This window comes from Pseudomonas sp. gcc21 (assembly GCF_012844345.1).
Classification (GTDB): domain Bacteria; phylum Pseudomonadota; class Gammaproteobacteria; order Pseudomonadales; family Pseudomonadaceae; genus Halopseudomonas.
The window spans coordinates 2808194-2830748 of record NZ_CP051625.1 but is presented as its reverse complement, the minus strand read 5'-3'; the positions used below and the strand labels follow the sequence as shown (position 1 = coordinate 2830748).

Here is a 22555-nt window from a genome sequence, read left to right as displayed (position 1 = left end):
ATCTAATCACTGTTAATTGCTACCAAGTATTGAGATATGCAGAAATATATTGATGAAACTAAGTTTGCTACTTCATCGTTAATCGATCTGATTTGGGAGGATTTTGCGAGCTTGGAAAATCTGAATGCTGAGCTGAAAAGGCTTACTGCCGAATTCAATGTTAAGTATCAAGTCTTCATGGCTAACGAATTTCATCCTGCTGCGAATTACTATCATGCGCAGATGGCAAAAGTCGCGCAACCAAAAAGAGAGCTAGAAAACCACATCAAAGAGGTGTCCCAGAGTATTGACGCTAAGTCAGTTTCAATAGCTGCCCTTTCTGGTGCGCTCCTACAAATTGCAAAGCAATGTATCTCTTTAAGATACGGTAAACCACAAAATGCACCCGATGGGGAAAATATTGGTGGGGTTTTAGTCAAGGATATTATCTTTGAGGGGCGAAACCAAAGTATCCACTACGAGAACCCTAAAGAAATATCAGTCAATGTAATAAACTTGTTCGGAAAACTTGACGCAATCAGGAATGACGGGGTCGTATGGGATGCCAGGTCGCAAGTAAACTTTGCCTTTGAAATAGTGAGACTTTTAGGTTGGCGCACTCATAATGATTTTGTAGACCATTTAAAATCTATCAAAAGTAAAAAAAGCAGTTAACAAGGCCAAGCACAGCGCCCGCAAAAGACGCGGGCTGGACCTCGCTTCGCTCGGCCTGTGTTGACGGCGTTAGATGTGAGGTTAAGAATGTCGTTCCTGGAAGATAAAGAGGACTTCAACTCCACTGGGCTTCGCAGCCTCGTGCAGAAGCTGATGAAAAAGAAGGATGAGTTTTTCGTTGTTGAGCTCGAAGGCGGATGGCGCGGAGAGGAGGTTGAGTCACGCCCAGAGCCGGGGGCGGGGCCCTACATACACTCTAGGCACGGGAATGGTGCTCTTCGTTACTCAAACTCAACGCCCCAGGAAACCGCGGTTGAGATCTATCGCACTCACATATAACAAATCATTCAAGCCGACGCCGCTTCGCAGCGCGGCTTAATTCAAGCGTTATACGCCCAAGCAATAAAACTCTGCACATGGAGGTCGTTAGTGAGCAATTATCGAACCGTAGCTATCGAAACGTACTCAGGTCGGGGCACTACTTCTAGCGAAGGTGTTCGGGCGCGCCCGTTGCCAGGCCAGAATCTCGACACATCAATGAATGTCGAATGCTCCTCAAAAATGCGCAAAGGCTATCCGGTGGGAACTAAGTTTTTAATTCAAGCTAAGGTCACCTGCAAAGAAGGCGGCACGCCATTCTTATATTCACATTACAACCAGCCATACAAAGTCATAAACGCAGAAGAAGCCGATACATTAATTCGTGGTCTGGGCGTATAACAATGCGCTCAAATCGCTCACTTCGTTCGCTGGGACGGGCTAAAGCCCGCCCCTTAGCTTAATCGTTATAAGTTGTTAGAGATCGTGCCATAGACGTTAGAACAGAGGGATTATCGTGTATGAAATAGTCGCTGCGGCTACAAACCTAACTGCTTTAGCAGTAATTGGATTCATATATGCCGCATATGTAAAAAACCTCCGGTCTGTCAATCAGCTTAAGGATTCACAGCTTAAAATAGCAGCGCAGAACCTGAGGCTGTGGAAAGACAAAGCCTTAGATCTTGAGCGAAGAGCGCCTGAGTTTATTGAGAAGCAGCTCAGCGAAAGAATAAAAATAAGAGAAGAAGAGATATCTCGGCTGGCTGAAGATAGTGCGTCTCATGTAGAGCAGATTGACCTTAAAAATCGAGAAATACAGTCACTTCGAGACTCCATTGAAAAAGCGACTGAATTCCGAAAGAGCATAACTGTATGGGATAGCGAGATAAAGGATTTTATAGAGGTTTCTGATAGTGACCTAGAGCAAAGACATATCGGGTCAGTATGCGTAGATACTGCAAGTCTAATGATCTGCGACCCGTGGTATCCTAAGATGACCTCAGAAATGGAGCATGAGGAATTTCAGAAACAAGAACATATGTATAAAGTCATAGACTCTGGGGAATATTTTTGTACATCCAACGAGGATGATTCTTTCCCCGCAGAGTTGCTTGGTTTTGAAGAAGAGCTTGCGGCAAAGGAAATGGTAGCTAGAGGGCTTGCTAAAAAAGTTGAATATAGCGGGGATTTTCCAGCCATAAAATCTAGCTATATTGGGGGTGATATGCACGATACAGAATACAAAAAATACGTCATTTATCTTTTGTTAATGGTGGCTTAGGTGCAGGGGTATCAATATCTTTAGGCGCAGATGGCGTTTATCCGGTTTACATCGAATACTATAAAGATGAAATGCAAAGGATAATCATTGATGTATAAACTATAACAATACAATACAATACAATACAATACAATACAATGCACGCGACAAGCGCGTGATTGCGTCGTTACATAAATTGGGGTCAGATGAACATTAATCCTAAACCTTCATCTGACCCCAATTTCGCCCGAAAAAGTAGACAAGCAATTGTCTGATTTAGAGCTGGAATTGGCTAACAAAGCATTCCAGCGGACAAGCCGCTGAATGCGGCGTTGAGCACACGATGAAGTCCGAGGATATGGATCTAGGTAAAGCCATTGATCAGATCTCAGCCGAGAATGCAGGTGAAACGCTTGAAGAATATCGAGCGAAGCGATCGCTTTTCCAAAGGCTATCTAATGAGTCAGAGAAATATATTGACACCCTCTCGTCGGAATGGCCGCCAATAAAATTCAATTGGGATCTTTCACGGGAAAGCCAACGTCACTCATTGGATGGCGAGAGCCCAAAAAAATTTGCAGAGTATTACCCTGCCGGGTTCTTGCTGGGCTTTATTACCCTTCAAGAATTTGACAAAAAGCTTTGCCACTATAGTCGCCGTGACGAAGGCGAGCTCTGGAAAGTTGGTTCGAAAGACAAGCTAGCGCGTCTGATAGTTTATCTATCAGAAGGGCGGCCGATTTCTCCTCCATTGGTCAAACCGCTTGAAAGTGGTGAGGTCATTTTTAATGGTGGCCATCATCGTTACGCGATAGCAAAAGAGATAGGAGAGGGTGTTATCCCCATCCATATCCAACCGGAGTATCAGGAGAGGATTGATGAGATTCTTCATGTACGGTGGGAAGATGCTTAACCATGGGCTCAAGCCGACCGGTATTACGCTGCGCTTCGCACCGGCGGCTTAGCCCAGGCGTTATCAATCAGCACGGAGAGCGCGATGCTTGAGTTAAGGCCCAATTGTGAGTGCTGCGACAAGGACCTGCCGCCAGAATCGACTGAGGCGGTGATCTGTAGCTTCGAGTGCACCTTTTACGCTTCTTGTGCCTCAGAGGTCTTGAGCCACCAGTGCCCAAATTGTGACGGTAACTTCGTACCCAGGCCCATCCGCCCTGCGACGCTCCTAGCCAAATATCCGGCTTCAACGAAGCGTGTCCATAAGATCGGAGGCTGTGTGGCCAATTCATAACCAGTCACTGCCTGGGACCGGTTCTCCGCCGCTTCGCCGCTACAAGCCGGCCCATGAGTTCACACGTTAGGGCTTACGGCGTTTCCGCCAATAGCCAGGTTTTCGGGAGTGGTGAGCAACGGCAATGACTACAGCTTCTTCTGGCAGTTCAATGGCCACTATATCGTATGGGAAGTGATTCAGAATCAGGCGTCTTGCACCGGTATCGCCAGCCTCTTCGGGGAGAGGTGATAGAGGGATGAAGTTTTCTTAATAACGTCGATGGCAGTGTCAACTGCAGCGAAAAACTCGGCTCCCAGTCCAGGTTGCTCAAATTCGTACCATGCTGCCGCCTCTATGGCTTCCTGCGAGGCTTCTTCCAGTATCCTTACCGTTCGCACTTTTACTAGCCTATCCTTGCTCGCATCTTTGTACGAAATTCTTCACGGCTGAGCAGTGTAGCCTTACCGCTTTTCACCTTGGCTACACGCCGAATAATTTCATCGTGCCAAGCTTGCTCAACAGAGTCGTCGCGAGGGCCGTCTAGGCTCATAATGAGCTCTCGAGCCAACGCAGCACGCTCTGACTCAGAGAGAGTCGAAATCTGAGAGCGTAGTTGATTTAGTGTTTCGGTAGTCATGGTGCCTCCGCGAGTCGCGATAGAGCTATGCTATCCCGATTCAAAGGCCCTAACAAGGTGGTCAGCGGGACGCCAACTTCGCTGCGCTCCGTTGCCGGCCGTTACCTCAGGCGTTAGGCAGGCACTGGTCATGATGAGTTGGATCGCTGTTTTTTTACTGGCTTTTCCTGGCGTTGCATCGGCCGAGACTGAGCAGGAGTTTAGTCTTTGTTCGGCCTACGTGGAGAAAGCTGTAGCTGGGGAGCAGACAGATCTTGGCTGGCCGGTATTCGTCAAATTAACAGGAATTGGTACCAAAAGTTTGGGGGCCTTCACGGAAGCAAACACCGGAAAAATGATCCGCATCGTTGTCGGTGATCGTGAGTTTTCGAGGTCGACAATCTGGGTGCCAATTCCTAGCGGGGATTTACATGGGACATTCAGTTCCAAGGAAGTTGCTACCGATTGGCAGCGAACTTTAGCAGGCCAACTGCCCGCCGCCCTGTGCGGTGCTGGAACTTGAGTAACGCCTAACCGGTTGTTGTAGTTCGTTCTGTATTAAATTGGGGTCAGATCAGATGAACATTCATCGAGATTCGAGGCCAAGGCAGGCCGAAAATTTTCAGAAAATAAAGCTGTCCCCTTCTCTGGGCCTTGGCGCCAGGGGGTATGACCTCCCAGCATCCAAAAAGGCTATCATTTGTCCCATTCAAGCTCGCAAAAATCCAGCTAAAGGTAAGGATATATGTCGATAAGTCGTTGGTTGTTATGTGCTTTTTTGGTTACGGCTCTGACGGGTTGTCAGTCGGCGTATTACGGCGCCATGGAGAAAGTGGGTGTTCACAAGCGCGATATCATGGTCAATCGCGTGGGGTCGGTCCAGGATGCGCAGACTGATGCCAAAGAACAGTTCGAATCCGCCCTGGCGCAATTCCGATCCATTATCCAGATCAAAGACCAGGACCTGGCAGCACGCTACGACAGGCTGAACGATGAATACGAAGACAGTAAAGCCGCCGCTAAGTCGGTAATCGACCGCATCGATGCGGTCGAAGACGTGTCCGAGGCATTGTTCGATGAGTGGGAGGAAGAGATCGAGCTGTACAGCAATGCCAATCTCAAGCGCCAAAGTGCAGCGAAGTTAAGCCAGACCCGGCGGCAATACCAGGGACTCATCAAGGCGATGCGTAGCGCAGAGGCCCGCATGGCGCCCGTATTACAGGCCTTCCGGGATCAGGTGCTGTTTCTAAAGCATAATCTGAATGCGCGAGCCATTGACTCGTTACAAGGTGAGCTGGGGACAATAGAAACAGATGTCGCCCAGTTGATCAGGGAAATGGAAAAATCCATTGCTGAATCAGAAGCCTTCATCAGCAGCCTCCAGGATTAAAGGCAGGATTACCACTCACGCAGGCGCTGGAGTCAACCTGACTCCAGCGCCCTGGAATGGCCTTGCGGCCAGACGCTAAACGTTAGCTCTGCGGCTTGATCAGAAACTTCTCCCCGGTAGCCTGTTTGCCGTAAACCGACATCGCATCCAGTTGTAACGCACCGGCCAGGGACACTTCGTGCGTGTAGTGACTGGCGAACGTGGTCTTGATTTCGGCGGCTATGCGCTTGCGCATGGCGGCGGCGGTGTCCTTACCCAGTTTCCCCAACGCATTGAACAACAGGAAGCCGTTCACACCCCAGGCAAAACCAAAGGTGCGGTTGAGCGTGATGGGGCCACGATCAAGGCCGCCATAGATATATACCTGCTTGTAGATGTCAGATCCGTACACGCTGTATTCATTCATGTTGCGGGAGACGGCGGCCTCCATACAGGTGAGGATGTCACTAGCCAATCGTCCGCCACCGATAGGGTCGAAGGCGATGGTGGCGCCGGTGTCGATGAGTGCCTGGGTCAGGTCTGCCATAAAGCTGTCGCTGCTGGAATTGACCACGTATTGGGCACCCAGGTCGCGCAACAATGCTTCCTGTTCTGGCTTGCGGACGATATTGACCAGGTCGATGCCGTCGGCGATGCAGATGCGGTTGAGCATTTGTCCGAGGTTGGAGGCAGCGGCAGCGTGAACGATGGCCTTGTGACCTTCGGCGCGCATGGTTTCTACCATAGCCAGTGCAGTAAGCGGATTAACAAAGCTGGAGGCAGCTTCGACTGCCGTGGTACCCGGCTCCAGTTCCAGACAACTTTGAACATTGGCACACAGATATTTGCGGTAGCTGCCACCGCCAATGAAGGCAACGGTTTTGCCCATCAGGCTTTGCGCAGCGGCTGACGAGCCAGCCGCGACGACGGTACCGGCGCCTTCGTTGCCCACGGGTATAGACTTGCCAATCCGCTTTTTAACGGCACCCATGAATTTGGCCGGGACATCGGCACTGATGACTGGGCGCTCGGCGCTACCGGATTGCTTGGCTGTCGTCATATCGGCTGCGCTGAACATCACTCCCAGGTCAGACGGGTTGATAGGCGCGGCTTCGACGCGGATGACCACCTGATTTTCGCCTGGCTGCGGGATCTCGATCTCGCGCAGGGCAAGTTCCAGTTTGTTGTCTTCGCTAATGGTGGAAGTAAGTTCGATGTTGGTATCTGACACTTTTTTCTCCTGAAAAAGATAAGTGGTCTAGTGCTTCACTGACCGTTGTTACCGCACAAGATGCGGGGCAAACCCTTGGCGCCTGCGTGATCCGCGTGGCTGGGCTGTTTGATCGTAGATCAATGGGCCAGAGTAGCTCACTTGTTCGATCAGCTTGCTCAAGAACTGCAGGCCATCGTCCACGAAGCCACCTGGGCCATCAACAAAAAGAAAAGAGCACGGGGTCGGGATCTTCCTTTCTGAGGATAAGCCTTGCAGCAAAGGCCTTGTAAGGATTCGGTCAGTAGGGGAGGGAGAGGCTTCTAACTGTTTACCCTCGACCAACACTTGTCCGCGCAAAAAACGGCAGGAGCGGCAGGATTCGTGGTCTGGTTCCTCGCGCCATGGGTCAGGGTCGGTCAAGCTGTATTGTAGAAGGGGCTTCTGGCTTGAGAAACACCGGCTGCGTCACAAACGTTGCCGTTCGCGGATGCATGGATGCTGCGGGAGGCTTGCACCCACGTGCTCGGGTCCAACAATACGTTCAAGCTCTCCGCATACTCCGCTGAGGTTTCGAAGCAGGCGGCTTAGCTTTAGGTTACGGGACACCACGCCACAAGCAGGTTGCATGAAGGAAATTGAGAGAATAATCAGAGTGGATCATGCGGGAGAACGCGGAGCCATAAGCATTTATAGCGCTCAACTGACCATTGCACGATTTTTGTATAAAGACATGGTTCCGGTGCTTGAGGACATGCTTAGCCACGAGCGTGAGCATTACCTCAGGTTCGACCTACTCCTCAAGGCTCGCGGAATCCGTCAGTGCTATGGGCTTGTATTTTGGAGAGTGGGTGAAGCTGTGCTTGGCACTGTCACAGCCTTGTTAGGTCGCAATGCGGTATGGGTGTGTACAGACTCAATAGAAACGACAGTTCTTCATCACCTGCAATGGCAGCTGGATTTCCTTGAGATGCACGATACCGAAGCGCATGCCGCGGTTCTGAGTATCAAGCGGGATGAAGAAAATCATCAAAACATGGGGCAGCAAAACGGCACGCAGTCGCTTGTGTACAAGCCCATATTTGGGCTTGTGAAGCAGTCAACGAGGTTCGCTATATGGCTGTCGACGAAGCTCTAAATCATGTAACAAACGCGTCAATGGCGAAGCTCGTACGGTGGCTCCGGAAGCTAAAATTCGATCAAGTTCGTTCTTGGCCTGTCGGCCGTTTGACGAACGCCCATTTTAGGGCGCCGCTTAGTCATCGTTATGTATCTATAGGGGGCTCATGAGAAAAATTTTAGCCTTGTTGTTGTTCGTGTTGCCCTCGATCGCGTTGGCTGCGCAAAAAGCAGATTTCGTTCTGGTCAATAAGTCAGAAGCCAAGTTATTCCTGATCAGCAACGGCGAAGCCTTCCGAGAATTCGATGTCGTCTTCGGGGCGAACCCAAAAGGGCACAAGGAAAAAGGAGGTGATGAGCGCACGCCAGAAGCTAAATACGTGCTGGATTATAAGAAGTAAGATTCTGCCTTTTATAAGGCTGTTCATGTCTCCTATCCCAACGCCGCAGATATTCAGCGCGCGAAGACTCGTGGCGTCAGCCCGGGTGGGCTTATCATGATTCACGGGCAACGCAATGGGTTTGGCTGGTTGTCCTATTTGGCGCAGCGCTTTAACTGGACTGATGGTTGTATAGCGATCACAAACGCAGAGATGGAGGAAGTATGGCAGGCTGTGGATGCTGGTACTCCCATTAAGATCGGCGTTCGGCATCCTGTTCTTTGGTTCTGCCATTTTCGGAAACTGGGCGGGATTTCCGTTACTGGCGCTATGCCTTATCGGTTTTTTTGTCTGGTCTACTCATTAAGAACTTTATGGATCAATGGGGGGATCAGTCCTAAAGTGATGCTTACCAGGGCGTGCATCTATCTGTGCTTGGTTTTTGTTCTGGGTAGCGTACTCTGGACGGAGTTTGTGCCTTCTCGGCTAGGTATATGCTTTGGCTGGTGGCTAATGTCCGTCGCATCCGTTGCGGCTTTAGACTTGCTGGTTCAATACGTAGCAATCCGCTGAGGCTTACCGCCTTAGCGACGGCTTAGCTCCGCATTACGTTCACTCAAGGTGCAGCGCATGATTACCGGCATCAACCACATCACCTTTTCCGTGCGGAATCTGCGACAGTCGATCGAGTTCTACCGTGATCTGTTGGGGATGAAACTGCATGTGTTCTGGGAGACAGGTGCGTACCTGACCGCAGGTAATACATGGTTATGTTTGAGCTTGGGGCAACCTGAGCCTTCCAATGACTACACACATGTCGCTTTCAGTATCAGCGAAGGGGAGCTCCTTGAGTTGCGAACTAAACTGAATCAGATTGGCGCTGTAGAGTGGAAGCAGAATACCAGCGAGGGTGATTCCATCTATCTACTCGACCCGAATGGTCATCGGCTTGAGGTCCATAGTGGCACATTGGCGACTCGCCTGGCTGAGCTGGAGCACGCGCCTTACAAAGGATTAGTGTGGTGCTGAAACGTACCGATTGGCTGTTTTCTTCCCGGCGGGTCTGGGACAGCCTTGTCGGCATTCCGCAGCTAGACCTCCGCGCAAAGCCGGGCGTCAGGCTGCAAAAACAATGAGAAACGCTCTGCGGTCCATTGTGGTTGTTCAGTGGATAGCGCTTGTCGGCTTCTTCGTCAGCGGGTCACGCGCGGACCAAGCCATGGACAAGAGCGGCATCGGCGACCTTGAGCTCTGGCACCAATGGAACATGGCTGCGGGGATTTGCTTTTGGAGCCTCGCCTTGCTGTGGGTAGCGGCAGTTCTTGCAGTTGTCGTTGCTGAAGTCCGATCGACCGGGGATATGGGTGGGTGGACTGCGCTGCGACTGAACGGTTGCCGGGCGTTGGCGGTTGCGGGTCCGCCAGTGTTTTTCGTTTTGGGCACTGTCGCCATGCTCGTGCTGAACATGGCGGGGGTTGCGCTCTAACTTTTTCGATAGGCATATCATCACGATGCTCAGAGCTCTAGCGCTATTGTTATCTGCCCTCGTGTTGACTGCATGCGGTACAGCAGAGGTTTATCACTTCGTTCACGAAGAGACAGAGGCCGATCGAAGATGTTTGCAGTGGTCCAGACCGGATCCCGATTTGGCGTCGCAGATAAATGTCGATGAGCTGCCATATTTGGTCATTGATTTTTACAGCTTCTGGCCTGGTTACTCGGCTGAGGCATACGTATATGTTGTACAGCAGGACAGAAACCCTATCGAGCTAAAGTCAATCGTGGTGACTTCCGAAGAAACGGCAGAAGCTTATCATTCAGCTCTTGATGTGAAGGCGAGTCTAAGAATGCTTGGCAACAAACTCTACCTTTACCGCTACCGGGTACTCGATAGCCGGTCTACGGAAAAGTTTTCAGAAGCAAACAGCCTTGAGGTCCGCCTGGTTTGGATGAGCCCCGGCCAGAGGAAAAGAGCAACGTCTTTTAGCCTCAAACGACAAGAGCGCGTAGACGTTGTATGGCCGACCTAGGTTTACAACCAAGCCATCAAGTTCGCTCCCTTCTTTCACCAGAAGCTCGAAAGCGCTCGCAGCTTATGAAAAGTGCTAGGCCCCAAGGAGATGCTTCGCATGCCAAAAAGCAGCTCAGACAAGAAACCCAGCTATCTAGGCATCGGCATTGCGCTGGGCGTCGCCATTGGCGCTGCGTTCGGGCTTATCCTGGGCGATCTCGCCTTGGGCATCGGTCCGGGGATTGCCCTCGGCATTGCCATAGCTCTTGCTTTGTCCAGCCACCAGGCTCGCAAGGATGAGAAGTCCTCGGCAGACTCAGAAGATGACAACGACCGCGACGGGACCTGACGATGGGCTCAAGCCGAACCCGCTTCGTTCCCCGCCCAGGCAGCAGGTAGCGCTCTTCGCTTGGTCCACTTCACTGCGCGGGTCGGCTGAACTCAGGTGTGCGGGCGAGAGGATCTTCCAGAGTGATGGCCAATATTGAAATCCCAAATGAAGCGAAACGGGCACAGTCAGTCGTTGAAGGTGTGCTGGGTAATTCGATCATCGGCATTTACCTTTTCGGCTCTGCCGTCGTTGGTGGTCTAAAGCGCGACAGCGACGTGGATTTCCTGGTGGTGGTTACAACCCCGCCTACCTTTGCACAAAGGAAGGCTCTGGTTACTCAGTTGATGAACGTATCTGGCGCGATTGGGAATCTACAAGCCATCAGGCCGCTAGAGCTGACGGTCATAACGGTTTCTGATGTCGTGCCGTGGCAATTTCCGCCTCGGGCTGAGTTTGTATACGGTGAGTGGTTGCGAGAGGAGTTTGAGACAGGAAGCGTACCGGAACCGGTCCGAGATCCTGATCTTGCGCTTGTTCTGAAGCAAGTGATCGACAATAGCCTGCCGCTGTATGGGAGCCATGCGGAAAAGGTTTTCGAGCCGGTGCCGGTGGCTGATATCCGACGGGCGATCCATGATTCCTTGCCGGGTCTTTTGGCAGGGGCGGCAGGGGATGAACGCAATGTCGTTCTGACCTTGTCACGTATGTGGCTGACCGCTGCTACCGGCGATATTGCTCCAAAAGATGCGGCGGCAGAGTGGGCCGAAAAGCAAGCACCTCCTGGTCACGCAAGGCTATTGAAATATGCGCGGGAAGGCTATTTGGGAATGACTGAGGATCGATGGGGAAAGCAGGAGGATTTTGATGCGCTTGTTTCCTATCTCAAGAACGCGAGTGAAGAGTGCCTTGATGGTCTATAGGAATAATTAGCGCTGACGATCACAGGCGCAGGGAAGATTTCCAAGCCCAAACCGGCGCGTGTGCCGGGCGTTATGTGTACATAAATTCCAATTCGGAGATCGGTAATGGAAGATGATTTTAAAGTCGAAATGAGCCCTCTATGCCAGAAACTGACGGCTGACGGCAAAACCGTCAAAGTGGATATTTACCGGGGAGACGCTGGCGGCTGGATTTTAGAAGTAGAGGATGGGTTCGGCAACTCCACGGTGTGGGATGACGAGTTCGATACAGACAGTGCAGCCTTGGAGGAAGTTAAGGCGACTATAAGGGATGATGGAATCGATTCTTTAATCGGCATTGGCTCATAGCCTCAGTGAGCAGACACCTAACCAGTCGCTGCACGGGACCAGTTCTCCGCCGCTCCGCGGCTACAAAACCGCCGAAGCTTTACGTTAAATCAGTAGTGATATCGAAGAAATTGGGGTCAGATGAACATTAATCTATGTACTTGGATCCTGCGAGGAAGAGATATGAATATGAAGAAACTGTTGTTCGTCATTTGTGTAACCACAGCATTAGGAGGCTGCGCGTCAGTGTCTTCGTCTTCTGTTGCTCAGGTAGCTGTGTCAGAGCAGACCGTGGGGCCGATATTCATCATGCGGACCAGTTTGCCATCCGATGTCGAGTACGAAGTCATTGGTCAAATAAAAGCCAATGCTCGAACGGGTTACGACAATGTCGAGAGCCTATATCCGATGCTCGCTGAAGAGGCGCGGAAAGTCGGTGCAAACGCAATTGTCGATGTCTATGGTGGCAGAACCGTCTCAGCCTTTTCATGGGCCGCACCATTTACTGGCGGGACTGCTGTGAGCGTTGAAGATCCGAGTTTGTTGAACGCTCTAGATGGGCGTTTTGTTGAGTAGATCAAATGCATAATAATCGGTTGCACGATGACGAATTCGGCGCCGCTTTGCGTCACCAAACTCGCGGAAGTTAAATTGGAAGAATAAATGGGGGTCAGATGAACATTAATCGTAAACCGTCATCTGCCCCAGATTTCCACCCTCATGTTGGAGCCGTTGCATGGTGATCGCCAAGGTCAGCACAGCATTCGAGTCAACAGGCAATTCCGGGTGTGCTTCCGCTGGACCCAGAACGGTGCGGAAGATATCGAAAATTGTTGTTTACCATTAGGAGGTAGCCTATGCGCAACATTGTCCGGGAGACCTCTCCCTCCTAACCACGCGGCGTTATTGAAGTATGCTCGTGAAGGCTATCTCGAAAAGATCGAAGATCGACGGGAAGGGAAAAACGAGGGGGTTCGAGGCGCTTGGCAACAACAGATATCCGCCTGGCAAGCATCGGGGTTGTCCGGCGCTGCGTTCTGTAAGAATACACCCAGCGTGGTCCGTCCCGACGTTCATTTAGACCACCCCAGGGAGGCTTACAGACGCCATCGCGGCGGGTCGCCCCTCCTACAACTTCGGTGCCTTTCCTTCAATTCCGCAGCCGGACGCCATATCTGCGGGCGAGACCTCTCGGCGATCTGGCCGCACTTACTGCTTCATGATGCGTGGCAGCCATTGGCTCAGTTCTGCGGGGCGTAACGGCGCCCGAAGGAAGCCGACGTACTGACCCTCAGGATTGACCATCACCACCTGGCCGCTGTGATCGACCAGATAGTTTTCTTCACTGGTGTCCGGCTCGATATAGGCAATCGACAGGGCGCGGGCGAGGCTTGCGAGTTGCTCCGGGTCACCACTGGCGCCGTTGAAATCCTCGCTGAAGTATTCCAGGTATTCGCGCATGCGTTCGGGCGTGTCGCGGTTCGGGTCGACGCTGATCATGGTGATCTGCAGCTGATCGGCCTGATCCTGCGGCAGGCTGTTTTCGATCTCCCGCAATTCGGCCATGGTGGTCGGGCAGATATCCGGGCAGTAGGTGTAGCCGAAGAACAGCAGATCCCATTGCCCTGCAAGATCATCCCCAGTCCAGGGCTCCCCTGCGGCGGATGTCAGCTCAACATCAGGAAGGCTGCGCGGGGCATCGAACAGAAAAATGCCCGAGCGGGACAGTACGTCCCGATCCAGTGCTGGTTCACGCGTGGTCTTGTAGACCAGAGCGCCGACAATCAGGGCGATGACGGCAAGGATAATGACTACTGTTTTCTGCACGCCGGTTAAACCCATCCAGCAATACTCACGTAATGGTCAACCAGCAGTGCGACGAACAACCACAGCAGGTACCAGAGGGAAAACTTGAAGGTGCGAATGGCCGCATGTGGGCGGCTATCGCGCCACAGTGCCCAGGCCCAGTCGATGAAGCGCACACCGAGGATGAGCGCGACGGCCAGGTAAAGGGGCCCACTCATCTGTATTGCGTAGGGCAGCAGGCTGACCGCCAGCAGAATGAAGGTGTAGAGCAGGATATGCAGCTTGGTATAGCGCTCGCCGTGGGTCACCGGCAGCATGGGGATATCCACCTTGGCGTATTCGGCCTTGCGGTGAATGGCCAGCGCCCAGAAGTGCGGGGGCGTCCAGGCGAAGATGATCAATACCAGCAGCAAGCCTTCCGCATCAATCTGGCCGGTGACTGCGGTCCAGCCGAGCAGGGGGGGAGCCGCACCGGCCAGACCACCGATGACGATGTTCTGCGGGGTGGCGCGCTTGAGGAAGGAGGTGTAGATAACGGCGTAGCCGAGTAACGAGCCCAGTGTCAGCCAGGCGGTAAGTGCATTGACCCATTGCAGCAGAATGCCGAGACCAGCACCGCCGATCAAGGTGGCAAACACTAAAGCATTGAACGGATTGACGCGGCCCTGGGCGAGCGGGCGGCGTTGGGTGCGCGCCATATGCAGGTCGATACGCCGATCGACCACATGATTCACCGCCGCTGCGGAACCGGCGCAAAGCGCGATGCCCAGATTGCCGAGTAACAGAACGCTCCAGGGTACGAAGCCGTCGGAGGCCAGCAACATGCCGATTGCCGAGGTGATGATCATCAGCGCTACGACCTTGGGCTTGGTCAGCTCAAGATAATCGCGCCATCCGGCACTGGCTGTTAAAGCACTGCTTACGCTAGCCATCTGTTCCCCCCGGCGCTTATGCACCTTATCTGTCTTGTTTTAGCCAGTATGCGTTACGACCTAGTTGCTTGCCAGCCCTGTGGCGCGGTTGTTGGCTGGGACCGGTGCGTGGCTCGACGCCGCGCGTAACCGGTAATTGACCGCCACCATCGTCAGCAACAGCACCGCACCCACAGCGTTATGTGCGACCGCGACAGGCAGCGGCAGATGTGCCAGAACATTGGTAATACCCAGGCTGACCTGGGTGCCCAACACCACTACAAGCGTAGCTGCCAGACCCGCCTGGCCGAGCCTGAACAGTCGCCATGCCAGCAAGAGCACCAGGACGGTGGTCAGCACCGCGCCGATCCGATGACTGAAATGAATCGCCGTACGTCCGGGCCCGTCGAGCATACCGCCGAGATAATTCGGACCAATCTCCTGAAAGACATTGAAGCCGGCGGCGAAGTTCATGTCCGGCCACCATTCGCCGTGGCAGGTGGGCAGGTCCACGCAGGCGACAGCGGCGTAGTTGCTGCTGGTCCAGCCACCCAGTGCGATCTGGCCGATCACGACCAGCAGCACCAGTTGCGCCAGTTTTCGGGTGCCATTCAAGGCAGGCGAAGGGGGCAGGGTTGGCAAGGCAGACGACAGGCGCAGGTTCAGCAGCAATAACAGGCTTAACGTGGCGAACCCGCCGAGCAAATGGGTCGTGACGATCTGCGGCCAGAGCTTGAGCGTTACTGTCCACATGCCGAACAGGGCCTGACAGATAACCAGCAAAAGCAACCCCAGGCTGAGCGCAGTCGGGTAGCCCGGTTCGTTGCGACGGCGCACGGCGAGCACGGCCAGACCAAGAATCAACAGCCCGAGCAGGCCCGCCGCATAACGATGGATCATTTCGGCCCAGGCCTTGAAGGCTTCCACTGGGTCATCCGGAAAGCGCATCTGCGCGACCTCAAGCGCTGTATCACTGCGCGGCACGCTGAGAAAGCCGTAGCAGCCCGGCCAGTCCGGACAGCCTAGCCCGGCATGCACCAGGCGGGTATAAGCCCCCAGAATCACGACTACAAAGCCCAGCGCCAACGCGCCCAGGGCCAGGATTGATACATTTCTTCGCATGTTCGCTTAGCCCACCTTTGAGACTTTCAACAGATGCTTCAGGTCGTCCAGCAATTGTTTACCGGGTTCGTCCGGGTCCTGATGCAGCACGATTCTGCCGAGCGGATCGATAACCCACAGCTGGGGGCCCTGCCGCCAGGACTGCGGATGTTCGTTCAGACTGCGAATATAGGCATCAGTGCTCAAGGTGGAGTATTCGAGCCTGGGGAAATCGCTTTGCAGCCGCTCCGAGAGCGCTGCGGGTTGTGGCTGCGCCGACGCCAGCACATGCGTAACCCGGCCGGCTTCACGGCCCAGCGCCACGTTGATCTGGCGCGCCTCATGCACCAGGCTCATGCAGGTTTCGGTACATTCGTCCGCACTGGTCACCACCAGACGCCAGGGTGCACCGTAGCCGACCGGCTCAAGCTGCATGTTCCAGTCTTCCGCGGTAACCACCGGCTCGACCAGATCTGATTTGTTCTTCTGAGTATCGGGAATACCGATATCGAACTTCGCCATGACCCAGGCAGCGACGATTGGCAGCGCGACTACACTGATAATCGCCAGCAGTTTGAGCTGGCCGCGTGGTTTGTTATTGAGTTCGGTGTGTTGGTTCATAGCATTCAATGTCTCGCATCCCCGTCGGGTTCGGGCCGAAAGCCGGCCCAGATAAACAGAATCAGTAATGCCAGGGCCAGGGCGAACCACTGGACGGCATAACCGGTATGTTTGCTGGCCGTCATCGGCAGTGCCGGCCAGTCGAGTGTGAAGGCAGCCTTATCGCCGCTGCGCAAACGTGCCATATGCGGTGACAGGTTGATATCCGCCTGCTCAGCCATCTCCTGCAGCGCTACGCTGGTGGTCAGGCGCGGCCAGGCCTGCGCGGTATGTCCGTTGCGTTGAAACAAACCGGCCTCACTCGGCGCCACTATCTGCGCATCAAGGCGCTGAACGCCCGGCGGTGTTTCGATCTGCGGAGCAATGCGTCGGTCCGGCCACGCCAGCCAGCCGCGGTTGACCAGAATCCGTTCGCCGCTGGGCAGGTCATGGAAAATCTGCAGTACTTCGACACCGGCCCGGCCGTCGCGAATGCGGTTATCGAGTAACCAGATGTGCCTGGTGTCGAAGCGGCCTTCGAGGTGGACAGGGCGCCAGGCCGGGTCGGACAAGCGAATGGCATTGTGCAGGGAAATAGGAACCGCCGATTCGGCCCGGTCGATTTCCGCCTGCATACTTCGTTTTTCTTCGGCACGTTCCAGCTGCCACCAGCCCAGCCCGATCAGCAATGGCATGAACGCCAGCACCCACAGGCTTAGCAGCCAACCGGGGCGGAAGCGTGCCGGCATTACAGCGGCAGACATGGCTTCGTGCAGCCTGGATGGAGGGCTATACTCGGGCAAATTCGAATAAACATGGATGGAATGCTTATGTGGTTGAAACTGGCCATTCTGGTCTTGCTGGCGGCGCTGGTAGTAAGTCTGTTCAGTGGATTGTTTTTTCTGATGAAGGATACCGAGCGCAGTAACCGGCTGGTCAGTGCCCTGTCGCTACGTATCGCCTTGACCGTCGCCGTGGTCGCGCTCATTGCGTATGGCTTCTGGTCCGGACAGTTTGGCTGGAATACGCCCTGGCTCAATTAGTAGCTTCCCTTCGATGAGTTGCCAGCGCGGTTGCCCGCGCTGGCAGTCCTTCACAGGACGTAGACAAAGATAAACAGACCCACCCACACCACATCGACGAAGTGCCAATACCAGGCTGCGGCTTCGAAGCCGAAGTGGTTATCCGAGGTGAAATGGCCCTTCATTACACGCAGCAGCATGATGGTCAGGATCAGCGTACCCATCGCCACGTGAAAGCCGTGGAAGCCGGTCAGCATGAAGAAGGTCGCCCCGTAGATCCCCGAATCCAGCGTCAGCCCGAGATCGTTGTAGGCATGGATGTACTCCATGATCTGCAGGGTCAGGAAGATCAGCGCCAGCAACACCGTGAGCGCGAGCCAGAGCGTCAGCGCCGTGCGTTTGGCCGCTCGCAGCGCATGGTGCGCGAAGGTGATGGTTATGCTCGAGGTAATCAGGATCACGGTGTTGATCAGCGGTAATTGCCAAGGGCTGATCGTCTCCGTGGGGCCGGGATAGACCGCCGGATCGGGGTTCTGCAACAGCGGCCAGACGAACTGGAACTCGGGCCATAGCAGGCCGGATTCGCCTTTGTGCCCTTCGCCTGCCAGCCATGGGCCAGCGAGCATGCGAACATAGAAGAGCGCGCCAAAGAACGCGGAAAAGAACATCACCTCGGAGAAGATGAACCAGCCCATCCCCATGCGGAACGAGCGATCCATCTGCGCGCTGTAGAGCCCCTTGCGGCTCTCATTCACCACATTACTGAACCAGCCGAACATCATGTAGGCGATGATCAGGATGCCGGCCAGCAATATCCAGTGCCCGAGGCTGCTATCAGAACCGGCGCTCATGTTGTTCATCATGGTGCCAGCGCCAAACACCGTTACCAGCAGGCCAAGCGAGCCAACAATCGGCCATTTGCTCTGCGGCGGTACATAGTAAATTTCATGACTCGTGTCGTGACTTGCCATCTTTTGTTCTCCTTATAGGCAGCCTGATTAACGCGGCATGCAGTTCAGTCAGGGTGCTGCATTGAAGCCAGATCAAGGCTGGCTGCCATACGTTCGGTCACATCAAACAGAGTGTAGGCCAGAGTGAGCCGGCGGACTTCACCCGGGAGGGCGGAGTCGATGATGAAGCGCACCGGCATTTCCACCCGCTCGCCGGGCTGCAGCACCTGCTGGGTGAAGCAGAAGCACTCGGTCTTGTGGAAATAGGCCGCTGCCTTGGATGGCGCTACGCTGGGAATCGCCTGCGCCACCATCGGCTTGTCGGTCGGGTTGTGCGCCGTGAAGATCATTTCGCGGGTTTCGCCCGGATGCATGACCAGTTCGTTGGCCTGCGGGCCGAAAGACCAGGTCATGCCTTCGGCTTTGGTCGAAACGAACTGCACGCGGATCGAGCGGGTTTCATCCACGACCGAGCCGGCACCTTCGTAGGCCGCACCGCGGGTCTTCCCGTTGATGCCGAAGGCATCGCACATCACGTCATAGATCGGTACCAGCAGGAAGCCGAAACCGAACATGCCGACCACCAGCAGACCCAGCCGGGTTACCAGTCGTTTAGTGCTGATGCCTTCGCTCATGCCAATACCTCACTTCACTTCTGGCGGGGTAGTGAAGGTGTGGTACGGAGCAGGTGAGGGCACCGTCCATTCCAGACCTTCAGCGCCTTCCCAGGGTTTGGCAGCCGCTTTCGGGCCGCCACGGATGCACTTGATGACGATGTACAGGAACAGCAACTGCGTCGCCCCGAACATGAAGGCACCCACCGAGGAGACCATGTTGAAGTTGGCGAACATCATGTTGTAGTCCGGGATCCGCCGCGGCATGCCTGCCAGACCGACAAAGTGCATCGGGAAGAACGCCAGGTTCATGCCGATGAAGGACATCCAGAAATGCGTCTTGGCCAGAACTTCGTCGTACATGTGGCCGGTCCACTTGGGCAGCCAATAGTAGGCTGAGGCGAAGATACCGAAGATCGCGCCGGGCACCAGTACGTAATGGAAGTGCGCCACCACAAAGTAGGTGTCGTGATACTGGAAGTCCGCCGGCGCCATCGCCAGCATCAGACCCGAGAAGCCCCCGATGGTGAACAGGATGACGAAGGCCACCGAGAACAGCATGGGCGCTTCGAAGGTCAGCGAGCCGCGGAACATGGTCGACACCCAGTTGAACACCTTCACCCCGGTGGGGACGGCGATCAGCATGGTGGCGTACATGAAGAACAGTTCGCCGGTCAGCGGGATACCCACGGTAAACATGTGGTGCGCCCATACCGCGAATGACAGGAAGGCGATGGCGCCGGTGGCGTACACCATCGAGGTATAGCCGAACAGCGGTTTACGGGAGAATGCCGGGATGATCATGCTCACCGTACCGAAGGCTGGCAGGATCATGATGTACACCTCGGGATGCCCGAAGAACCAGAAGATGTGCTGGAACATCACCGGATCGCCGCCACCCGCCGCATTAAAGAAGCTGGTGCCAAAGTGGATGTCCATCAGCATCATGGTCACCGCACCGGCCAGAACCGGCATTACCGCAATCAGCAGGAAGGCGGTGATCAGCCAGGTCCAGACAAACAGCGGCATCTTCATCAGCGTCATGCCGGGCGCGCGCAGGTTGAGAATGGTGGCGATGATGTTGATCGCCCCCATGATCGAACTGATACCGGCCAGGTGAATGGCGAAGATGAAGAAGGTCACGCTCGGCGGCGCGTAGGTCGTGGACAGCGGCGCGTAGAAGGTCCAGCCGAAGTTCGGGCCGCCGCCCTCCATGAACAGCGTCGAAATCAACAGGCCGAAGGCCGCCGGCAACAACCAGAAACTGAAGTTGTTCATCCGCGGCAGGGCCATGTCGGGCGCCCCGATCATCAGCGGAATCATCCAGTTGGCCAGGCCGACAAAGGCCGGCATCACCGCGCCGAACACCATGATCAGACCATGGCTGGTGGTCATCTGATTGAAGAATTCGGGCTGCACCAGCTGCAGACCGGGTTGGAACAGCTCGGCGCGGATAATCATGGCCATGCTGCCGCCGAGCAGGAACATCGCGAAGCTGAACCACAGGTACATCGAGCCGATGTCCTTGTGGTTGGTAGTCAGCACCCAGCGCATCAGGCCCTTGGCCGGACCATGTCCATGGTCGGCGTGATGGTGATCGATCACTGCACTCATGACAGGTCTCCTATTGGTCTTCTTCTAATTCGAGGATGTCGAGCGGTGTCACGATGTCGCCGGTGTCGTTGCCCCAGGCGTTACGTTCGTAGGTGATGACCGCTGCCAGATCCACTTCGGAGAGCTGCTGACCGAAAGCCGCCATGGCGGTACCGGGGCTGCCGTTGACGACAATGTCGATGTGACCGGTGATGTCGTTCATGACCATGTCGGTGCCGACGAGTGACGGGAAGGCACCGGGGATGCCCTGGCCGGTAGGCTGGTGACATGACGCACAGGTGCTGGAATAGACTTTCTCGCCGCGTTCCACCAGCTCCTCGAGGGTCCATTCCTTCTCGGTCAGCTCGGCTTCACGGGCGGCGAATTCCTTCTTCTCCGCCAGCCAGGCGTCATAGTCTTCCTGAGTGCGTGCGTCGACCACGATCGGCATGAACGCATGATCACGGCCGCAGAGTTCGGTGCATTGGCCGCGGTAGATGCCGGGCTCCTCCACGCGGGTCCAGGCCTCATTGACGAAGCCGGGAATGGCATCCTTTTTCACTGCCAGCGCCGGCACCCACCATGAATGGATGACGTCGGCCGCGGTGACTAAAAAACGTACCTTCTTGCCCACCGGGATCACCACCGGCTCATCGACTTCAAGCAAGTAGTTCTCGCCCTTGTCGGCCAGGTTGTTGATGGCATCGCGGGAGGTTGTCATGTGGCTGAAGAAGCTGACGTCTTCGTTCAGGTAGTTGTACTGCCAGCGCCACTGATAACCGGTGACCATGATATCGATGTCGGCGTCGTCGGCGTCGTAGATATCAATCAGCGTCCGGGTGGCCGGAATGGCAATGCCGACCAGAATGAGCAGCGGGATAACGGTCCAGAGAATCTCGACCGTGAGGTTTTCATGAAATGTAGCCGGAACCGCACCGCGGGATTTGCGATGCATGAACATGGACCAGAACATGATGCCAAAGACGATGACGCCGATGGCCACGCAGATCCAGAAAATGGTCATATGGAGGTTGAAGACCGAGTGGCTGACGTCGGTCACCCCCCTGGTCATGTTTACTTCCCAGTCTGCGCTGGCGGAACTGCTGACTGCTGACAGTGACAGACCACCCAGCCAGGCACTTGCGTATCGCAACATTCCCGGTTCCCCTGTTTATTTTTTTTATCAACCAAAACTGGCGCAACGGGGAGTTCAACCCATACTGCAACGGTCACGCAAAAGCCTGCCCACGGTTCCCCTGAAGGTACTGACAGGCGAGAGCGTAGCCCCCCCAACGGCTACCAGACAGTCTGGAGTATAGACCTGGCGAGGGTGATCGCAATATCTCGTTGCGGTTTATTTTGATAGACGTCAAGCCTGGCCGGGAGAAGTTGTGATAGGCGGTGGGCTGAATAATGCATTTATGTGACGGCCTCAACAGGCTGCGCAATAAGATGTAATGACTCACGAATGAGCCACTTTGACGGTGTCGAAAGCCTCTGCTAGCTTTGAATGGCTTACCTTTTTTCCATCCGCGGGCGGCGTTCCAACCCCTGCACGGAGTTCCCAATGAACATTTCCGCATTAAGAGAGCGTGTTGCTGAAGCGCGTTCGAATCAACAGAGCGAGGCAGCCCTTGAAGACTGGCTGGAACATCGGCTGCCCGACTTGCACCCAGCCATCGCACCGCAGCCGGGAGCGACTGCCACCTTGCTGCGTTTCATCAATGCCTATATTGCTCAGGTGCCGGATATTCTCGAAGCCGCCGAAGCGGTAGCAGACGCTGCGCAGATACGAGCCCAGCTACTGCCAGTGCTCAAGGTCGCAGAAGCCTTCTTTCTGCAACCACCGGCGTTACCTGCCGACCACCAGGGCATGCTGGCGCTGCTTGATGAGGCCTATCTCGCCCACCGCCTGGTGGAAGAAGTGAACGACCGGTACGTCATGCATGGCTGTGGCCCGCTGATTCCGCTCGGGATGACCCGCGCAAACCTCATCGTGCACCAGTTGCTGGGCGAGCCGTTTTCCAATGAGCTGGATGCAGAGGTAGAACGCGCTGTGCAGGCGCTGGTGCCGGAAAGCCTGTTTGAAGGCGAGGCTTTCCAGACCTACAAGGCGCAAATCGATCCGGAAACCTGTCGTAGATTATGGGACCAGTGGCCTTGCATGTCCGAGGAGCTGGGGGTCGAGATCAAGTGGCGCGGCGCCGCCTGATC

Annotated in this window: 30 protein-coding genes and 1 pseudogene; 20 read left to right on the top strand and 11 right to left on the bottom strand. The window is 54.7% G+C overall.

What is annotated here, in order from left to right; genetic code table 11:
• Positions 1–36: 36 nt before the first annotated feature.
• The 5 genes from HG264_RS13060 to HG264_RS13040 all read left to right on the top strand — a co-directional run bounded on the left by HG264_RS13060 (position 37) and on the right by HG264_RS13040 (position 3479).
• Complete coding sequence (locus tag HG264_RS13060) at positions 37–654, top strand: hypothetical protein (protein WP_169408079.1); 618 nt, start codon at positions 37–39, stop codon at positions 652–654.
• A 429-nt stretch (positions 655–1083) separates the two neighbouring features.
• Positions 1084–1374 (top strand): hypothetical protein, encoded by a 291-nt coding sequence (locus tag HG264_RS13055; RefSeq protein ID WP_169408078.1) that lies wholly within the window; start codon positions 1084–1086, stop codon positions 1372–1374.
• 115 nt (positions 1375–1489) lie between these two features.
• Positions 1490–2254, top strand: coding sequence for a hypothetical protein (locus HG264_RS13050; protein ID WP_169408077.1), 765 nt, complete (start codon positions 1490–1492; stop codon positions 2252–2254).
• 322 nt (positions 2255–2576) lie between these two features.
• Positions 2577–3146, top strand: a complete 570-nt coding sequence (locus HG264_RS13045) for a ParB/Srx family N-terminal domain-containing protein (RefSeq protein WP_169408076.1) — start codon at positions 2577–2579, stop codon at positions 3144–3146.
• 84 nt (positions 3147–3230) lie between these two features.
• Positions 3231–3479 (top strand): DUF1272 domain-containing protein, encoded by a 249-nt coding sequence (locus tag HG264_RS13040; RefSeq protein WP_169408075.1) that lies wholly within the window; start codon positions 3231–3233, stop codon positions 3477–3479.
• 385 nt (positions 3480–3864) lie between these two features.
• Here the strand turns inward: HG264_RS13040 and HG264_RS13030 are convergent, their stop codons facing one another.
• Positions 3865–4098 carry an addiction module protein gene (locus HG264_RS13030; protein ID WP_169408074.1) on the bottom strand — a complete coding sequence of 78 codons (234 nt, stop codon included), beginning with the start codon at positions 4096–4098 and terminating at the stop codon, positions 3865–3867.
• Between the two features lie 130 nt (positions 4099–4228).
• Here HG264_RS13030 and HG264_RS13025 point away from each other — a divergent pair, with 130 nt between their 5' ends.
• Positions 4229–4600: a hypothetical protein gene (locus HG264_RS13025; protein ID WP_169408073.1), complete on the top strand. Its 372-nt coding sequence runs from the start codon at positions 4229–4231 to the stop codon at positions 4598–4600.
• A gap of 222 nt (positions 4601–4822) precedes the next feature.
• Positions 4823–5467 carry a DUF2959 domain-containing protein gene (locus HG264_RS13020; RefSeq protein WP_169408072.1) on the top strand — a complete coding sequence of 215 codons (645 nt, stop codon included), beginning with the start codon at positions 4823–4825 and terminating at the stop codon, positions 5465–5467.
• Between the two features lie 82 nt (positions 5468–5549).
• On the opposite strand, the gene HG264_RS13015 is transcribed toward HG264_RS13020, so the two are convergent.
• Complete coding sequence (locus HG264_RS13015) at positions 5550–6677, bottom strand: zinc-binding dehydrogenase (protein ID WP_169408071.1); 1128 nt, start codon at positions 6675–6677, stop codon at positions 5550–5552.
• A gap of 607 nt (positions 6678–7284) precedes the next feature.
• Between HG264_RS13015 and HG264_RS13010 the strand changes: the two genes are divergently transcribed.
• From HG264_RS13010 to HG264_RS18630, 11 genes and pseudogenes are all read left to right on the top strand, one after another.
• Positions 7285–7794 (top strand): demethoxyubiquinone hydroxylase family protein, encoded by a 510-nt coding sequence (locus tag HG264_RS13010; RefSeq protein WP_169408070.1) that lies wholly within the window; start codon positions 7285–7287, stop codon positions 7792–7794.
• 148 nt (positions 7795–7942) lie between these two features.
• Positions 7943–8176 carry a hypothetical protein gene (locus tag HG264_RS18515; protein WP_218572997.1) on the top strand — a complete coding sequence of 78 codons (234 nt, stop codon included), beginning with the start codon at positions 7943–7945 and terminating at the stop codon, positions 8174–8176.
• A 51-nt stretch (positions 8177–8227) separates the two neighbouring features.
• A complete protein-coding gene (locus HG264_RS18855; RefSeq protein ID WP_372240242.1) occupies positions 8228–8728 on the top strand; it encodes a L,D-transpeptidase family protein in 501 nt (166 codons plus the stop codon).
• Positions 8729–8785: 57 nt separating this feature from the next.
• Positions 8786–9184, top strand: a complete 399-nt coding sequence (fos, locus tag HG264_RS13000; RefSeq protein WP_169408069.1) for a fosfomycin resistance glutathione transferase — start codon at positions 8786–8788, stop codon at positions 9182–9184.
• A gap of 103 nt (positions 9185–9287) precedes the next feature.
• A complete protein-coding gene (locus HG264_RS12995) occupies positions 9288–9641 on the top strand; it encodes a hypothetical protein (RefSeq protein WP_169408068.1) in 354 nt (117 codons plus the stop codon).
• A gap of 160 nt (positions 9642–9801) precedes the next feature.
• Positions 9802–10185, top strand: coding sequence for a hypothetical protein (locus HG264_RS12990; RefSeq protein ID WP_169408067.1), 384 nt, complete (start codon positions 9802–9804; stop codon positions 10183–10185).
• Between the two features lie 99 nt (positions 10186–10284).
• Positions 10285–10515, top strand: coding sequence for a glycine zipper family protein (locus HG264_RS12985; protein ID WP_169405751.1), 231 nt, complete (start codon positions 10285–10287; stop codon positions 10513–10515).
• Between the two features lie 125 nt (positions 10516–10640).
• A complete protein-coding gene (locus HG264_RS12980) occupies positions 10641–11417 on the top strand; it encodes an aminoglycoside adenylyltransferase family protein (protein ID WP_169408066.1) in 777 nt (258 codons plus the stop codon).
• 105 nt (positions 11418–11522) lie between these two features.
• Positions 11523–11765: a hypothetical protein gene (locus HG264_RS12975; RefSeq protein ID WP_169408065.1), complete on the top strand. Its 243-nt coding sequence runs from the start codon at positions 11523–11525 to the stop codon at positions 11763–11765.
• Between the two features lie 162 nt (positions 11766–11927).
• Positions 11928–12320, top strand: coding sequence for a hypothetical protein (locus HG264_RS12970; RefSeq protein WP_169408064.1), 393 nt, complete (start codon positions 11928–11930; stop codon positions 12318–12320).
• A 147-nt stretch (positions 12321–12467) separates the two neighbouring features.
• Positions 12468–12591: pseudogene (locus tag HG264_RS18630) on the top strand (type II toxin-antitoxin system RelE/ParE family toxin); the annotation flags it as partial.
• Positions 12592–12953: 362 nt separating this feature from the next.
• On the opposite strand, the gene HG264_RS12960 reads toward HG264_RS18630, so the two are convergent.
• From HG264_RS12960 to HG264_RS12940, 5 genes are read right to left on the bottom strand one after another with little or no spacing between them, the layout of a single operon-like run.
• Positions 12954–13571: an SCO family protein gene (locus HG264_RS12960; RefSeq protein ID WP_218572995.1), complete on the bottom strand. Its 618-nt coding sequence runs from the start codon at positions 13569–13571 to the stop codon at positions 12954–12956.
• A 5-nt stretch (positions 13572–13576) separates the two neighbouring features.
• Positions 13577–14482, bottom strand: a complete 906-nt coding sequence (gene cyoE, locus HG264_RS12955; protein WP_169408062.1) for a heme o synthase — start codon at positions 14480–14482, stop codon at positions 13577–13579.
• 60 nt (positions 14483–14542) lie between these two features.
• Positions 14543–15583 carry a heme A synthase gene (locus HG264_RS12950; RefSeq protein WP_169408061.1) on the bottom strand — a complete coding sequence of 347 codons (1041 nt, stop codon included), beginning with the start codon at positions 15581–15583 and terminating at the stop codon, positions 14543–14545.
• Positions 15584–15589: 6 nt separating this feature from the next.
• Positions 15590–16183: a hypothetical protein gene (locus tag HG264_RS12945; protein WP_169408060.1), complete on the bottom strand. Its 594-nt coding sequence runs from the start codon at positions 16181–16183 to the stop codon at positions 15590–15592.
• 5 nt (positions 16184–16188) lie between these two features.
• The gene (locus tag HG264_RS12940; RefSeq protein WP_256663672.1) at positions 16189–16926 is read right to left on the bottom strand and encodes an SURF1 family protein; all 738 of its coding nucleotides are present in this window, start codon (positions 16924–16926) and stop codon (positions 16189–16191) included.
• Positions 16927–16992: 66 nt separating this feature from the next.
• On the opposite strand from HG264_RS12940, the gene HG264_RS12935 reads away from it, so the two are divergent.
• A complete protein-coding gene (locus HG264_RS12935) occupies positions 16993–17205 on the top strand; it encodes a twin transmembrane helix small protein (protein ID WP_169408059.1) in 213 nt (70 codons plus the stop codon).
• A 50-nt stretch (positions 17206–17255) separates the two neighbouring features.
• Here the strand turns inward: HG264_RS12935 and HG264_RS12930 are convergent, their stop codons facing one another.
• Genes HG264_RS12930 through coxB form a run of 4 tightly spaced genes read right to left on the bottom strand, consistent with a single transcriptional unit; the run spans position 17256 to position 21497 of the window.
• Entirely contained in the window at positions 17256–18155 is a 900-nt protein-coding gene (locus HG264_RS12930) for a cytochrome c oxidase subunit 3 (RefSeq protein WP_169408058.1), read from the bottom strand.
• Between the two features lie 44 nt (positions 18156–18199).
• Entirely contained in the window at positions 18200–18769 is a 570-nt protein-coding gene (locus tag HG264_RS12925) for a cytochrome c oxidase assembly protein (protein ID WP_169408057.1), read from the bottom strand.
• Between the two features lie 9 nt (positions 18770–18778).
• On the bottom strand, positions 18779–20362 hold the full coding sequence (gene ctaD, locus HG264_RS12920) for a cytochrome c oxidase subunit I (RefSeq protein ID WP_169408056.1): 1584 nt from the start codon (positions 20360–20362) through the stop codon (positions 18779–18781).
• 10 nt (positions 20363–20372) lie between these two features.
• Positions 20373–21497, bottom strand: coding sequence for a cytochrome c oxidase subunit II (gene coxB / locus HG264_RS12915; protein ID WP_169408055.1), 1125 nt, complete (start codon positions 21495–21497; stop codon positions 20373–20375).
• 411 nt (positions 21498–21908) lie between these two features.
• Between coxB and HG264_RS12910 the strand changes: the two genes are divergently transcribed.
• The gene (locus HG264_RS12910) at positions 21909–22553 is read left to right on the top strand and encodes a hypothetical protein (protein ID WP_169408054.1); all 645 of its coding nucleotides are present in this window, start codon (positions 21909–21911) and stop codon (positions 22551–22553) included.
• Positions 22554–22555: the final 2 nt, after the last annotated feature.

Excerpts from the sequence above, each read along its gene's own strand:
- HG264_RS13060 (WP_169408079.1), top strand. The coding sequence starts at position 37 with ATGCAGAAATATATTGATGAAACTAAGTTTGCTACTTCATCGTTAATC.
- HG264_RS13045 (WP_169408076.1), top strand. The coding sequence starts at position 2,577 with ATGAAGTCCGAGGATATGGATCTAGGTAAAGCCATTGATCAGATCTCA.
- HG264_RS13040 (WP_169408075.1), top strand. The coding sequence starts at position 3,231 with ATGCTTGAGTTAAGGCCCAATTGTGAGTGCTGCGACAAGGACCTGCCG.
- HG264_RS13030 (WP_169408074.1), bottom strand. The coding sequence starts at position 4,098 with ATGACTACCGAAACACTAAATCAACTACGCTCTCAGATTTCGACTCTC.
- HG264_RS13025 (WP_169408073.1), top strand. The coding sequence starts at position 4,229 with ATGATGAGTTGGATCGCTGTTTTTTTACTGGCTTTTCCTGGCGTTGCA.
- HG264_RS13020 (WP_169408072.1), top strand. The coding sequence starts at position 4,823 with ATGTCGATAAGTCGTTGGTTGTTATGTGCTTTTTTGGTTACGGCTCTG.
- HG264_RS13010 (WP_169408070.1), top strand. The coding sequence starts at position 7,285 with ATGAAGGAAATTGAGAGAATAATCAGAGTGGATCATGCGGGAGAACGC.
- HG264_RS18515 (WP_218572997.1), top strand. The coding sequence starts at position 7,943 with ATGAGAAAAATTTTAGCCTTGTTGTTGTTCGTGTTGCCCTCGATCGCG.
- fos (WP_169408069.1), top strand. The coding sequence starts at position 8,786 with ATGATTACCGGCATCAACCACATCACCTTTTCCGTGCGGAATCTGCGA.
- HG264_RS12995 (WP_169408068.1), top strand. The coding sequence starts at position 9,288 with ATGAGAAACGCTCTGCGGTCCATTGTGGTTGTTCAGTGGATAGCGCTT.
- HG264_RS12985 (WP_169405751.1), top strand. The coding sequence starts at position 10,285 with ATGCCAAAAAGCAGCTCAGACAAGAAACCCAGCTATCTAGGCATCGGC.
- HG264_RS12980 (WP_169408066.1), top strand. The coding sequence starts at position 10,641 with ATGGCCAATATTGAAATCCCAAATGAAGCGAAACGGGCACAGTCAGTC.
- HG264_RS12975 (WP_169408065.1), top strand. The coding sequence starts at position 11,523 with ATGGAAGATGATTTTAAAGTCGAAATGAGCCCTCTATGCCAGAAACTG.
- HG264_RS12970 (WP_169408064.1), top strand. The coding sequence starts at position 11,928 with ATGAATATGAAGAAACTGTTGTTCGTCATTTGTGTAACCACAGCATTA.
- cyoE (WP_169408062.1), bottom strand. The coding sequence starts at position 14,482 with ATGGCTAGCGTAAGCAGTGCTTTAACAGCCAGTGCCGGATGGCGCGAT.
- HG264_RS12950 (WP_169408061.1), bottom strand. The coding sequence starts at position 15,583 with ATGCGAAGAAATGTATCAATCCTGGCCCTGGGCGCGTTGGCGCTGGGC.
- HG264_RS12945 (WP_169408060.1), bottom strand. The coding sequence starts at position 16,183 with ATGAACCAACACACCGAACTCAATAACAAACCACGCGGCCAGCTCAAA.
- HG264_RS12940 (WP_256663672.1), bottom strand. The coding sequence starts at position 16,926 with ATGTCTGCCGCTGTAATGCCGGCACGCTTCCGCCCCGGTTGGCTGCTA.
- HG264_RS12935 (WP_169408059.1), top strand. The coding sequence starts at position 16,993 with ATGTGGTTGAAACTGGCCATTCTGGTCTTGCTGGCGGCGCTGGTAGTA.
- HG264_RS12930 (WP_169408058.1), bottom strand. The coding sequence starts at position 18,155 with ATGGCAAGTCACGACACGAGTCATGAAATTTACTATGTACCGCCGCAG.
- HG264_RS12925 (WP_169408057.1), bottom strand. The coding sequence starts at position 18,769 with ATGAGCGAAGGCATCAGCACTAAACGACTGGTAACCCGGCTGGGTCTG.
- ctaD (WP_169408056.1), bottom strand. The coding sequence starts at position 20,362 with ATGAGTGCAGTGATCGATCACCATCACGCCGACCATGGACATGGTCCG.
- coxB (WP_169408055.1), bottom strand. The coding sequence starts at position 21,497 with ATGTTGCGATACGCAAGTGCCTGGCTGGGTGGTCTGTCACTGTCAGCA.
- HG264_RS12910 (WP_169408054.1), top strand. The coding sequence starts at position 21,909 with ATGAACATTTCCGCATTAAGAGAGCGTGTTGCTGAAGCGCGTTCGAAT.